The organism is Streptomyces capitiformicae (genome assembly GCF_002214185.1).
GTDB classification, from domain to species: Bacteria; Actinomycetota; Actinomycetes; order Streptomycetales; family Streptomycetaceae; genus Streptomyces; species Streptomyces capitiformicae.
Genome location: NZ_CP022161.1, coordinates 7202252 through 7217306 on the forward strand (window position 1 = coordinate 7202252; position 15055 = coordinate 7217306).

Annotated in this window: 2 protein-coding genes; both read left to right on the top strand. The window is 70.9% G+C overall.

The window, feature by feature from the left end:
* The first annotated feature begins 133 nt into the window (after window positions 1-133).
* Window positions 134-12331, top strand: a complete 12198-nt coding sequence (locus CES90_RS32220) for a putative T7SS-secreted protein (RefSeq protein WP_189787238.1) — start codon at window positions 134-136, stop codon at window positions 12329-12331.
* Entirely contained in the window at window positions 12328-15012 is a 2685-nt protein-coding gene (locus CES90_RS32225; RefSeq protein WP_189787239.1) for a right-handed parallel beta-helix repeat-containing protein, read from the top strand. Before CES90_RS32220 ends, CES90_RS32225 begins: the two co-directional genes overlap by 4 nt.
* Window positions 15013-15055: the final 43 nt, after the last annotated feature.

Sequence of the window (15055 nt, forward strand, 5' to 3'; positions counted from 1 at the left end):
AAGGTTCAAAAGAATTTCGCCCGGCCCCCTACTGACCAGCAGGTATGTGGTTTCGGTCACTTCATTGAACTGGCGGTCCCCTTGAATACGTCACCAGGAAGCAATCCGCATGCAAAGGGCTGGCCCTTGCGCCGTGGACATCTTGGAGGATCTTGTGGCCGGCTCTGGCGACCTGGGTGAAGTGGTGGTGGGGTACAACGGAAATCCTGTCGTCGGGAACCCTCGTGTCATCGACGGCTTCACACGGGATTTCCGCCTGCTTCGGGATCTGTCAGCCGACGTCGACGCCGGCCTCGACAACATGCTGCGGACCGCGTCGGACGGCGGCTTCGAGGGGAAGACGGCGGACGCCCTGCGCAACTACGTGCAGCAGTCGCTCAAGAAGTTCATGGCGAACGCCCGCAGCGCCTTCGACCTCGCGGCCTCGGCCACGGCCAGATACGCGAACGCCCTGCGGGAGGCCCAGGGCCGGGCGGGGAGCGCCGTGGAACGAAGCCACGCGGTGGAGATGCCCCCGCCCGGCGAGCCGGTCCCCGCGGAATACACCGCCGCGATGAACGACGTCCAGGCCGAGCTCGACTTCATCACCGGCGAGGCCAAGATCCTTGAGGACTCCCTCAGGTCGGCAGCCGACATGGTGTCCTCGCCGGTCGCGCCGCCGAAGAAGAATTTCAAGCAGAGGCTCGTCGAAGGGCTCTGGAAGGCGCTGGAGATCATCACGATCGTGGTCTCGATCGCGGCGATGATCGTCGGCGGCCCGCTGGGGCTGTTGGCGTTCGGCCTGAGCGCTGTCCTCTTCGGCAAGGCACTGGTGGACTACAGCCAGGGCAAGCTCAACGGCGTCGGCCTCGGCCTTGCCTTCCTCGGCGTGCTCTTCCCGTCGACCAAGGGCCTCACCACGGCCAGCGGACTGCTGCGCATGCTCAAGTCCGGCGCCAGTATCGGCCTGAGGGGCGCCGGCAGGGCCCTCTCCGCCGGAGGCCGGCTCGTGCTGCAGGGCGGCAAGCTGGTGATGGCGCCCCGGACGCTGGCCGCCCTGACCGGCCAGGGGATGCTGAAGCTGTTCCAGGCCGGCGGTCGCATGTTCGCCACCGGCATGTCCCGGCTGCCCGGCCTCCTCGCCGGCACGCCCCGGGCGATCGGGTCGGCGCTGCGGATGGCGGGTGGCTTGGCCAGGAGCACGTGGCAGTGGGGGCGGTTCGCGCTGCGCCGCGACTTCTTCATGGCCACCGCCTTCGTCGGCGGAGGCATGGGCCGACGGCTGGGCGTCTACGCGCTCACCAACCTGGGCCGGGCCTTCGACTTCGCGGTGGCGGCGCTCCTGCCGCTCCGCTACGCCGAACTCGCCAAGTACGGCTTCCGGGGTGCCTGGCGCATGGGCATCCTCGAACGCGGCCTGCTCCAGAAGTCCTCGATCCGCGGTGCCCTCGGCAGGGCTGCGGGCGCGGCGGGCTCCGTCGGCGACCTGGCCGGGAGGACCGGCCGAGGGCTGAGCACCCCCGACGCCGCGAGGCCGCTCGGGGAACGCGGCAAGCTGGTCGTGCCCGGCACCCGGGCCTGGGACGACGCGGTCGATGAGCTGACCGAGTTCATGCCCCCGCCGACCGTGCTCGCGCGCTCGACGAGCGCCAGCTCCCTGCCCCGCTTCACCGGGATGCCCTCGGGCCGGTTCTCCAGCACGCTCGACGACCTCGTGGAGCCGGCCGCCTTCCGGGACCTGGACGCCCTCGGCTCCCGCTCCGGCCCCCTGCTGCGGGGCGGCAGTATCGATGTGGCCGATCTGGGCGCCGGTGGGCTGCTGTCCCCGCGGTTCCGCAACGCCCTCGACGCCCTGGACGACCTCGACGAGTTGGCGGGGACCGGTACGGCCGTCCGGTCCCCTCTGCTGGAGCGGCCGCAGAGCGCGGTCACCCGGCTGCGGGACCTGGACGCCTTCGCGGGCCTGGACCGCACCGGGGCCGGACTGCTGAAGCCCATGGACGAGCTGGCGGAGCTGGCGCCCTTCAGCATCGACGGCAAGTTCGGCGGACTGACCACCGCCCAGGTGCGCAAGATCCTCGACGGTGAGATCGACCTGGTGGACGTCGCACCGGACGGGGTGATCCTGCGCATCGGCAAGACCGACCCGGTGAACGTCCATGTCGGGCTGAAGGACGAGGTGACGGTCCGCGTCCTCGCCCCCGACGAGCTGGGCACCGGCCCACTGGCGGGGAAGGTCACCGGAGCGGACTCGCCGGCGAGCCTCGGCTTCAAGCTCGACGAGCTGGCCCGGCTGCTCCCGGGCTCCCCCGCAGACGTGGGCCGTGCACGGGAGTTGCTGGGGCTGGGGCCGCTGAAGACCGACCTCGCCACCAAGCCGGTCACCGCACAGACCGGGTTCCCCCCGCTCACCCTGCGCGAGATCATCACCGGCGGTGCCGTCGGCAAGACCGGCGCCGACCGCTTCCAGGCCTGGGTCAGGGCGCAGAACGCCGCCCTCGACCTCGACACGGCCGGCCAGAAGCTCTCCCAGGTCACCGACCTGCCCACCGCGTCGCCCCTGCACCGCGCCGAGGCCGAACTGGACCTGAGCGCAGCCGAGGTGAAGTTCAATCACGCGCGGCTCGAGTTCGACCGGCTCGGCACGAACCTGGACACCGTCCACCAGAACATCACGGTGATGATGGCCCGCCTGGACGGTCCGGGGGCGAACCTGCCCACCGGCGAACTCCGGCTGCTGGACGACCTGGCACAGCCCACCGGGCGGTGGATCACGATGGAGCCCGGGGAGCAGGTCACCTACGTGCTCAGAACGGACGCCGGGATCGTCCCGGACGTCAGGGTGGAGATGGTCGACGGCCACTTCACCGTCACCGCGCCCGACGGCATCGTCACCAGGTTCGGCCCGGACGGCGCGCCCCTGCGCGTCGACGTCCCGGTGCGCCCGGAGGCGCCGGCGGGCCCGTCGATGGCCGGTGGCGCCGCACCGGCGCAGATGAACGTACCGGCCCTGCCGGAGGTCCACTGGCTGGTGCGACAGGACATGGACTTCTCGGCGTCGAGCCTCAAGTCCGGCATGAAGACGCACCTGACCGTGGACGGTCTCGTCCCGGTCAAACTCGACGGCAACATCACACCGCTCCAGGCCGTGTCCACAACCAATGCCAAGGCATTCAAGGAGAACAGCCCGTTCACCGCGTTCTCCCCGCCGGGCAGCATCGCCAAGAGTTACGGGAACCAGGAGATCGGACTGGATCTCGTCGCCCTGAGCAGAGACATCAACAGCGGTGTCGACGGCGTCAAGGACCTGCGGATCATTTCCAACACCCAGCTGCAGCAGGACATCCTGACCGAGATCCGGCTCAGGGTCGGGGACACGCAGCTGGAGGTCCCGACCACGTTCAGCCATATGACCAGCACCAAGGAGATCCAGAGTTTCCTCAAACAGAACGGCGTCTCCACGGGGATGGCCACCAAGGTGACCCCGGACGTCAAGGCCCTCCTGCAGGTGCGCCGCGACAACACCTGGCTGGTGCAGGGGACCATTCCGAACCAGTATCTGACCGGCCCGTACGCGACCGTCGACTCCCTGAAGTTCGTACCGTCCGCGCCGGACACACCGCTTGCGGCGCCCGGGAGCGTGCTGGAGAACGCGGGCCGGGCTTCCGGCTCCGGACTCCCGCCCGCCCAGAACCTCAAACTGGGGCCCAAGCCCGACGACTTCTACATGTCCCAGGTCGACATCGAGGAGCTGCGGGGCGTCAAGCTCGTCCGGCAGGACGACTTCCACCACCTCGACGTCGACATCAAGGGCCTGCGCAAGTCGCACTTCGACCCCGACCTCGGCATGGTCCCGGCCAATCCAGAGGGCAGGACCACGGCCTTCCAGCATGTGGCGGGAGCCGAGAACGCGTCACGGAAGAGCAACAGCCCCTTCACGTCCTTCGCCGCCACGGGCGGTCACAAGGTGTACGGCAACACGGAGTTCACCCTCGACGCCTACAAGCTGGGGACGGACATCAAGTCGGGGAAGCTGCCGAACGTGGGGATCCTGCCGGCCCACAGCCTTCAGAAACTCATCGGCGACCAGATCGAGTGGACGATCGGGAAACGTCTCGACTTCCTCTCCGGGCTCACCGCCGACAGCACCCGGCAGGACGTCGTCGGCTTCCTCAAGGCCAACGACGTCAATCTCGTCGGCAAGGGCGGCAAGGACATGAGCGGCAAGCTCGCCTCGGATGTCCGTGTCCTGCTCAACACCACCCGTGACCAGGAATGGCTGATCAAGGGCACCATTCCCAAGAGCTATCTGGAGGGTCCGTACCCCACGGCGGCAGCGTCCTCCGGCACGGGTGACGCGCTGTCGGCCGGCCCGCTCAGGGGTCTCGACGAGGCCGCCGGCGACCTCCGTCTGTCGGACACGTTCAAGGCGGACTTCGAGGCGAAACCCGTCTTCGTCGAACTGCGCGGCCCCGAGGGCGTGAACTCCGGCACTCTGCGTGTCGGCGAACTGGCGCTGCTGGACGACATGCAGCGGCCCACCGGGCAATGGATCACGTTCGAGTCCGGCACGGAACTCAGCTGGGCGCTCAGGAACGACACAGGGATCATCCCCGGCACCCATGTGCGGATGGGTGACGACGGCTTCGTCGTCACCACCCCGGACGGCACCTTCAAGGTCGGCCCGACCGGTGAGCGCATGGCCTTCGACGGCCCGGCGGTCCCGGCCGCTCCCGTAACAACCGCTATGACGCCGCCTCCGGCTCCGCTGGCACCGCCGCCTCCTGCCGTTCTGTCCGCTCCCCCGGTTCCTCATGCTCCTTCCGCGCCCCCCGTTCCGCCGCTCGGCAAGGGAATCGGGGGAATGGCACCGGTTCCACCGCCCTCCGCGGGCGCACACGGGTTGGGGTCGGGACTGGATGCCGGGACCCCCGTGGTCAGGCACACACCGGGCGGGGACACCTCGCACTGGGTGATCGACGGCAAGGCGACGTTCGGACGCTACAAGATCAGGAACACCGAAGACGGCTCCGTTTCCCTCGTCTCCGCCAGCGATCGCGCGTGGGCGACGCTCGACAACGCCGCCGCCTCACGCCAGGTGTTCGAGACGGAACAGCTGAAGAGGGCGGCCGAGCAGCTGAAGAAGGCGGATCTGCAGGAGGGCGGGAAGTACCTGAGTTCGGGGTACCGGTCGATCAATCCGCTGCTGGCCGCGTTCGAGGAGGCCGGGTTCACGGCGGCACAGGTGCGACAGGTGGGTTTCGACTTCTCGGACCGGGCCGCGGACGTTCTGGAGAACTGGAAGCGGGTGGCCACGGAACGCGGGTACGCGTCGCGGCAGGTGACGGAGTCCTGGGACATGCAGGACCTGCACAGGTGGCATGAGAGCATCAAGTCCATCCATCGGGCGTGGGACGACTTCCCGTCCCCGGCGATCCCGGGCAACACCGTGGTGCGCGGCGACAGCCAGCAGCTCTTCTCGTCGTTCGACGGGATCCTGGATCCGGCGCACTACCCGGGAGGCGGGTACCACGACGTCGGGAGGACCATCTCCTGGCCGGGGATCATGTCCACGACCACGGGGAGCGCCACCACACACAACTTCGTGAACTCCAAGGCCGTGATCTGGAAGTTCGACGTGCCGGAGCAAGGCCATCCGGGCCGGGTGCTGGGGTCGGAGAACCTGGCCGAGGCGGAAGTGACGTTCCCGGTCAACACCCAGATCAAGATCAACCAGGTGCTGGTGCGGGACGGTGACTTCGCGCACGAACTGATCGGCGAGTTCGGTGACAAGGCCAAGGTCATCGTGTTCGCCGACATCCTTCCCGCCGGCGCTGCGGTCCGCGGGGCCGGTGACGAGCTCGCCGGCAGCCTCCGCGCAGGCGACACGTTCACGATGAACGTGCCACGGCTGGACCGCTTCGACGCTCCCGCGCCCCGCGGTGAGACGGTGCCCCTGCTTCCGGAGCAAGTCGCCGGGACGTCGCACGTGCGGGTGGAGTGGGACCGGGCTCCGCTGGAGGGGGGCGGCTTCACGCTCACCGACGAGGCGGGTGGCGTACGCCTGGTGTTCGGCGCGGACGAGGCTCTTCAGTTCCGCGACCACCGGGTTCCGGGGACGGACGGCTTCCTGCGGTTCGAGGCCGCACCGGGTCCGGACACACTGCCCCGGTGGGTCGGTTCGGACGGGCTGCCGCTGTCCGGGGGTGTGGTGACCGAACCTGTCACGGGCGCGCTCGGCGTGGTCACCGGTGTGAAGGTGGGGACGCCCGACGGGGCCTGGACTGCCCGGTTCGACCTCGACGGCACACGGCTGTCCGAGGAACTGCGGCTCTCCGGCCACGCCGGTGGTGCGTTGACCGACGCACGGCTGGTCACGACGGTCACCCGAGGGCCGGGCGGTGAGATGGTGCCGACCCTCCGGCTGTCCGCGCCGGGGCTGGGCGACGGGGCCTTCTCCGTCGTACGGCTGCCGGGTGGTGACGCGGCCGGGCGGCTGCCGGCCGGGGGCTTCGCGGTGACCGACCTGACGAACGGCGACCGGTTCGTCTTCGACCGCGCGGGCCGGTTCATGGACCTCCCGGCGGACGCCCCGCCGATACGGCTGGAGACGGCCGGGGCGGCCCTGCCGGACCCGAACGTCGGCCCGCTGACGGCCCTCGACGACTTCGGCGGCCCGCTGTCCGAGCGGTTCCCGCTGCACTCCATCCCCGAGCACAACACCCTGGACGGCGCCGCGACCGACCTGCCGCGGATCGAGCTGCCCGGTGCCGACGCGCCGGCCGTCGCGCGTGCCGCGGACGTCGCGCTGCCCGCCGACCTGCCCCTCACGCGCCTGACCGAGTTCCAGGACATGCCGCTGTCCGGCGTGGGCGACCTGGCCGGGCTGGAGTTCCGGATCGCCGGTGGCACCGCCGCCGACGGCGTGCCCGGTACGTTCCGGCTGGATGTCACGCAGGCCGTCCCGACACCTCACGGGGCGGGGCCGCAGCCGCGGTTCACGGTGGAGCGCCTGGACAGCGGCACGTTCCGCGTCACCGACCCGGCCGGCACCACCCGCTGGGAGTTCAGCGCCGGGGGTGAGTTCCTCGCCCGTGAGACGGCGCTCGTCGACAACGATCTGGGGCTGCCGTCCGGGCTGTGGTTCAGGAGCACGGCCACGACCACGACGGACGGCATGACCGCCAGGATCGTCGGGCTGGTGGGTCCCCGCGAAGTCACCGATTCGTTCCCGCTCACCGTCATCGACCGGACGCTTCAGGACCGTCTGCCGGGCGGCTTCACCCTGACCGACAGCGTCACGGGCAGCCGCTTCCACTACGACGCCGACCTCAACCTCGCGTTCCGCGATGTGCCGGCCCGTGACGGCTCCGGATTCCTGCGCTTCACGGAGGGCGCGCCCGACTCACCGCCCGTCCGGCTCGACGACCTGGACGGCTCCTCGGGCCTGGACGACCTCGCCGGGATCTTCCAGCGCACCCTGGACGAGGCACCGGGCGGCTCGCGTCCACTCTCCGACGTCACCGACCTGTCCCTCGGTGCCGCTTCGCGCCTGCCCGGCCTGGACGATGCCGCCGCCCTGCGACTGTCCGACGCCGTGGGAGAGCACGGCGACCAGTGGCTCACCCGGCTGAACCCGGGCGACGCGCCCGACCTCGACCTTCGCGCGGCCTGGCGAGCTCTGGACGAGCACTGGACCGGGTTCCTGGAAGGGACGCCAGGGATCCGCCTGACCGGCGCGGACGACCTCGCCGATCTTGAGATACGGGTGCTGCGCGTACCGTCCACCGACACGGCACCGGGCTCGTTCCGCTTCGAACTCCTCGACCGTGCCCCGGCGGCGGACGGAACGGTCCGCGGGACGGACTTCACGGTTGAACGGATCCCGGACGGCGGGTTCGCCATCACCGACCCGACCGGGAACACCACGTGGACGTTCGCCCAGGACGGCTCCTTCCTGGGCCGTGAGGCCGTGCTCACCGGGGAGGGACTCCCCTCCGGCCTGCGAGTCTCAGCGACCCACAACGAGGCGGGCGGGTTCACGCAGGTCGATCTGCTCGGTCCTGACAGTGCCGTCAGGTCGCTGCGGGTCACCGCCCCGGAGGGCGCGCTCGCCGGGCGGCTGCCCGGTGGCTTCACCCTCACCGACACCGTCACCGGCAGCCGCTTCCACTTCGACCGGACCGGCGCCCTCGTCTTCCGCGACCTGCCGGCCCGTGACGGCTCGGGCTTCCTGCGGTTCACGGAGGGCGCGCACGGCGCGCAGCCGACCCGGCTGGCCGACCCGCTGTCCGAGCGTTTCCCGCTCACCTCCATCCCGGAGGAAGACCTCCTGGACGACGGGCTCACCGACATCTCGGAACTCTTCGACCGCACCCTCGACGAGGCATCGGGCATACGGGCTGCCCTGCCCGAGGACGCGGCCTCGACGGACCTGTCGTCCATCTCCGGAGCCATGGAGTTCCTGCATGCCGCACCCGACTCCCACGCCCTGCAGAACCTGGACCTTCCGCATGTGCAGCAGCTCGCGGGCGACGCCACCGACTCGCTGAACAGGTTCCCCGGGCTGCGGCCCGAACTCCTCCACGACCAGCTCCGCCAGATGACCGCGCAGGCCCACGAGGGGATCCGGCAGGGCGCCGCCACCGTCATGCGGGAGTACCAGAGCCTGCCGCTGGCCACGCGTCTGGAGGACCTCCAGGGCGGCGGCAGCCGCGTCTTCGGCGACTTCACCGTCACGCCGACCCCGCACGGCGGCCCCGGCGGCAGCCGCTTCACCGTCACGCACACACCGACGGACCTGACCACTGGCTTCGGCCCCAACCGCGAACTGCTCCACCAGGAGGTGTTCCTCAGGGGCGGCCCCGCCGAGCTCGACGGGACCAAGCTCGGGCTCACCGGCCGCACGGCCGAGGGCGGTTGGGCCCCCGACTCCATCCAGTTCGTGGGCACGCACGTCGCCGACGACGCGTTCACCCTCACGCGCCTCGACCCGAACCTCCCGGCCGAGGTACGCGGCGGCTTCACCGTCACCGACGCCGCCGGCACGACGAAGTGGCACTACGGCCCGGAGGGCACGCTCGCCCTCAGGGACGTCCAACTCGCCGACGGCCGGGGCATGTTCCGGTTCGAGGCGGGCGCTCCGGACGGGGTGCCCCGGGTCCTCGACACGTCGGGCAACGCGTCCCCGACCCTGCGCGTGGAGCGGCTCGACGACGGCCGGATCGCCCTGATCCACACCGGGCCGGGCACCCAGCCGCTGGAGCGGACCGTCTTCGACGCGAGCGGCCAGCTGCTGGAGGAGACCGTCGCCATTCGCGGCACGGGCGGCAAGCCCACCGGCTCGTACTGGACCATCGACCACGTGACCGGCAAGGGCGTGCGCGTCAACGGCGACAACACCCCGTTCACCGGCCGCTTCGACACCGCCAAGCTGGAGACGTCCCCCACCGGACAGTTCAGGCTGACCGGCAAGGAACCCGGCAAGGTGACCCTGTTCGAGCGCGAGGTCCTCAAGAACGGCGACACCCTGCACATCGCCCGGGACCGCTTCGGCCACGCCCGCTGGACCGAGTTCGACGACGCGGGCAACCGGGTACGGTCCGGCGAGCGCATCGGGGACCCGGACCAACGGACGTACCACGATGTGCCGGACGGTTCCTGGCGTCTGCTCAACACCTCCGACGTGCGCACCTACCACAAGGCCCTCGACGGCGGCCTCGTGCGCGCCGAGAAGGGCGCCGACGGCCACTGGACCTGGCAGCGCTTCGACAAGGACGGTGTGGAGGCGCTGTCCGGCACCCGGCACTGGAGCGCGAACCACGTCGCCTTCAAGGACACCTTCCTCGACCCCGCCACGGGCTTGGAGACGGTGGCTCAACGGCGTGGCCAGACCTGGCCGTTCGGCGGACTGCACGGCTCCCGGATGTACCAGGAGCACTCGCTGCTGCCCGGCCACGCCCCGGCCGGAACACGGATCGACCCCGACACGTACGTCGGTCAGGGCCCGGCGAACGCCCAGATCGAGAGCCTGGAGGCCCTGTCGGACGGCGGCAGCCTGCTCGTCAAGCGGTTCGCCGACATGCGTCCGCCCGCCTTCATGTGGAAGGGCGCGGCGGGCCGCAACCCGTTCGACAACTTCTTCGGTGACCTGTTCGCGGGCGACTCCCTGAACCGCGTGAGCCACTGGACCCAGACCGCCGCCGACGGCACCACGGTGACCGGTGTCCGGCTCAACCCGTCGGCGTCCAACTGGGTCGACGTCGACCAGTTCGGCCGCATCGTTCGGGAGAGCCGCAAGCTCGACGACGGCAGCGTCATCGAGATCGGGCGCAGCGCCGACAACGCCAAGCGCTGGGCGCCGCTTCCCGAGTACCGCGAGGGCGCCCCGTACGAGCTGCACTGGCGGAACACGACGACCGGCGAGACCGGCACCCGGCACGCCGACGGCGTCGGAGGGTGGCGGGACGTCTTCACCGACGGCGAGGGTGTCGAACGCGTCCGGCTGCGCAGTGAGGGCTCCGGGACACGCGAGTACCTCTTCGACGCACCGACCCCGCACGACCTCGCCCGCAACGACCGCGCGGGCGTCTGGGTCGACAGGAACTCGCTGCTGCACGTCACCGGTCGGCGCGACCTGGTGGGCGACGCGTTCGTCGAGTCGTCCGGCAGTCCCTACCGCACCGACTGGACATGGAAGACGTACGACTCCGCCAACCCGGCCACCGTGCTGGACGAGGGCATCCGCAAGCAGAACCGCGGCTCGCTCTACTCACGCACCTGGGACGACTCCTTCGTCGACCTCGACCGGCTCGGAAACGTGGTGCGCGAGCGCAACGCCACCGACGTCGGTGCCTCCTGGGTCGACGCGGTGCGGCAGCCCGACGGCACCCACAAGTGGACGAAGACCGCCGCCGACGGCACGGTCCACTCCGAGGGCGTACGGGTGTACGACGACGTCGCGAAGGGCCGCTGGCGGGACCTCATCGACGACCAGGTGGTCCGCAGCAGGGACGGCGGACGGGTCCGCGAGTACGCGTACGAGATCGTCACCCCGCAGCCGCCCGCGGCGCCCGCGGCCAACCTCACGCGTGCGACGACGCTGCGCGATCTGCTCGACCAGTCCGCGCGCCACTTCGAGACGCCCAGCACGGTCCGCGTGGACCGGGAGGCCTGGAAGGAGTACAACCTCGGCAAGGTCTTCCGCGAGCGCGTCAAGGTGGACGGCGATCCCGTCCGCTACCGCGAGGTCGACAAGCAGTGGGGCCAGTGGCGGGAGTACCAGAACGGCCATCTGGTCGAGCAGCGCGTCTTCGACGGTCGGGTCTACCGGACCGACCCCTTCGGCCGGCTCAGCATGTCGGGCCCGGCCGTCATCCCCCACTACCTCGGCGGGGTCCTGCCCAGGGTCGGCGGCGAGGTCGGCCTGCCCGGCGACCGAGCCTGGCAGCTCATCGGCCGGGAATTCGACTACCGCGGCGCCGACATCGAGGCCATGGGCTATCTGCGAGAGGTCCAGGACCCGTGGCACGGTCTGTTCCAGGGGGTCAGGAACGGCGAGTCCGTCGAGATGCCCATGTGGCAGCGCGAGCTCCGCAGCTTCGCGACCTCGTTCAGTACCGGATTCGTCACCGACTTCACCGCGGGCCTGGTGATCACCGAGCTCACCAACAACGGCAATCTCAAGGTGGAGGACGTCTTCAAGGCGCTGCTGTCCGGCGCGGTCGGCGGCACCTTCAGCGGCGGGCTCAACACCCTGTACAACCACACCCGGCTCGGGTACCTCAAGACCAGCATGGGTGTGAGCGACTGGGGCGGCCACCCCAAGCAGTCGTTGGCAAGCAACACCGACGACTGGGTCACCGACTGGGCCGCCTTCGAGAAGCCCACCCGCTGGCGCAGCGCCACCTACGCCAACACCGTGGGCCTCGCGACCGGCGCGCTCAGTGGCTTCGTCAGCAACGCCATCAGCGCGTCGGTGTTCGGGGTCAACGGCAACGAGGTCCAGGGGGTGGACGCGCTGCGGGCCGGTATGTGGGGTGCCGCGGGCTCGCTGTTCGGTGGAGTGAGCACCGGCCTGGCGCGCAACGCCTGGCACCTGGCCACGGGCTCCCGGGTCTTCCACAAGGGCGGCCTCGGCGAACTGGGCATGAACTGGGCCGAGTCCGCGCTGTCCCGGTACATCACTTTCCAGATCACCCAGGCGGACAGCCAGAACGGGGGCCATCTGCCGTCCCCCGGCCGGGCGTTCCCGAAGCCGGCCCCCACCCCCGCGGCGCCGCCGCCCCCGCCGACCCCACGGCCCCCGGCCGATGAACCCAGCGCGCCCTTCGAGGGATTGGAGCTCCCGTGACCGCCACCGCCATCCCTGCCGTGCACCGGGTCGCCGCCAAGGGCCGCGGCGCCCACCGCAGCATCACCGCCGCCGTACGCGCCGCGGCCGACGGCGACGAGATCCGCATCGCCCCCGGCGACTACGTCGAGGTGCTGGTCCTGGACCGTGCGGTGAGCCTGCTGCCGGAGGAAGGGCCGGACCTCGCCGTACGACTGCTGGCGGCGGATCCCGGCCGGCCGGTCCTGGACGTCACCGCCCCCGGTGTCCGCGTCGACGGCATCGCGCTGACCGGCCAGAACCCGGCGCTGCCCGCCGTACTGGTGGCCGCAGGCGGCCTGGAACTGGACGGCTGCGACATCTCCGGCGGCCGCGTCGAGGCGGGCGGCGACGCCTCGCTGACCCTGCGCGCCTGCCGGGTCTCGGGTGCCGCCCTGGCCGGGGTGCACGCGAACACCACCGGCCGGACCGAACTGACCGACACGCTGGTGGAGGACATCGACGGCACCGGAGTCGTCCTGGGCTCCGCCACGAGGGCGGACGTCCTGGGGCTGACGGTCCGGGATGTCACCGGATCCGGGGTCCGCGTGCGGGGCAGGGCCGCGGCCGTGCTCCGCGACTGCCGGATCACCGCCCCCGGCCGCAGCGGGCTGCTGACGGAGGACGAGGCGTCCGTGGCCGCACTGGACTGCCGACTGGAGGAGACGGGCGTGGAAGGCGTACGGGTGCTGGGGAGTTCGCGGCGCTCCGAAGGGAACCCGGAGCGTCCCGAGAACGCCGACGGCGGTGTGGTCCTGGCCGACTGCCAGGTGCTGCGCACCGGGGCGGACGGGGTCGCCGTCTCCGGGACCGGTGACGTCCTGCTCCTCAACACCCGGATACGGGGCGGCTCCGGGCCCGGCGTGAGCGCCGACGACGACAGCACGGCCGTACTGGTCGACTGCCAGGTGGACCGGCCGCACGGCTCGTGCCTGGTGGCCCGGGGCAACGCACGGCTGTCCGCGGAGGGCACCTCGGTGCACGGCAGCCGGGCCAACGGCCTGCTGGCGGGCGACCGTTCGCAGGTGAGCCTGGCGTCGAGCAACGTGACGGACTGCGGGTTCAGCGCGGTGCACGCCTGCGACGACTCCCGGCTCACGCTCACCTCCTGCCGTATCGGCTCCACCCCGGAGCACGGCGTCCGAGCCACCGACCGGGCCGAGCTCACCGTCGAGGGTGTGCGCATCAGCGACTGCGGGCTGTCGGGCCTCCAGCTCGACGCGTCAGCGGCCGCGCGGGTGCGAGGGCTGTCCGTGCTGCGCGGCCGCACCGGGATCAGCGCCGAGTCCACCGGCACGGTCGTCCTGGAGGAGTGCGACGTCACGGAGGCCGAACGCGCCGGCATCACCTGCGGAACCGGCACCTCGGCCGTGCTGCGGGACTGCCGGATCAGCGGCACCGGCACTGCGGGCCTGGTGATCGGGGAGCGCGCCACCCCCAGCGTCGAGGACTGCACGGTGCGCGACGCGACCGGCTCCGGACTGGTCCTCGGCCCCTCGGCCGAACCACGCGTCCGGGCCGTCACCGTGTCCCGCACCGGCAAGAACAGCCTGTTCGTCGGCGAGAAGGCACGCGGCACCTTCGAGGAGTGCGTCTTCGCCGGCGCCGGCAACGACGGCAAGGGGTTCCCGGCCGTCCACATGTCGGCCGGCAGCGCCCCCGTGCTGCGCGGCTGTCTGGTGCGGGACACCGAGGAGGACGTCGCCGCGGAGAAGGGAGCGCGTCCGGTGTTCGACGACTGCGTCTCACGCAACGTGACCCACCCCGCCCTGCCCACCGGCCGCACCGAGGCGCTCGCGTCCGCCGAGGGCGGCTCCGCGGCCGCGGCGACCCAGGCGCGGGAGACCGAAGCCCCCTCCGAGGACACCCTGGAGGACCTGCTCGCCGAACTCGACGGACTGGCAGGCCTGGACAGGGTCAAGAACGACGTCTCCTCGCTGGTGAAGCTGATGCAGACCGTGCGCCGCCGCGAGGAGATGGGCCTGGCCGCACCCCCGCTCAGCCGCCACCTGGTCTTCACCGGAAACCCCGGCACCGGCAAGACCACCGTGGCCCGCCTCTACGGCCGTATCCTCGCCGCCGTCGGCCTCCTCAACCGTGGCCATCTGGTCGAGGCCGACCGCTCCGCCCTGGTCGGTGAGTACGTCGGCCACACCGGCCCGAAGACCACGCGTGTCTTCGAACAGGCCCGGGGCGGCGTCCTCTTCATCGACGAGGCCTACACCCTCACCCAGTACGCCGGCACCAACGACTTCGGGCAGGAGGCCATCGCCACCCTGCTGAAGCTGATGGAGGACTACCGCGACGACGTGGTGGTGATCGTGGCCGGATACCCACGGGAGATGGAGGTCTTCGTCCGCTCCAACCCCGGTCTGGCCTCGCGCTTCAACCGCACGCTGATCTTCGAGGACTACGGCTCCGCCGAACTGGTCACCATCGTGGAGCACCAGGCCGCACAACACCAGTACGAGCTCACGCCGCCCGCCCGCGAGGCCCTGACCGCCCACTTCGACACGCTGCCCCGGGAGCGCGGATTCGGCAACGGCCGCGCCGCCCGCCAGCTGTTCCAGGCGATGACGGAGCGGCAGGCGTATCGCGTCGCCGAGCTGTCCGACGTCTCGGAGTCGGACCTGAAGACTCTGACGCCGCAAGATCTTCCGTAGGGCGTCCGGCCCAAGCCCTGAATTTCCGCTGACTATCGCTTAA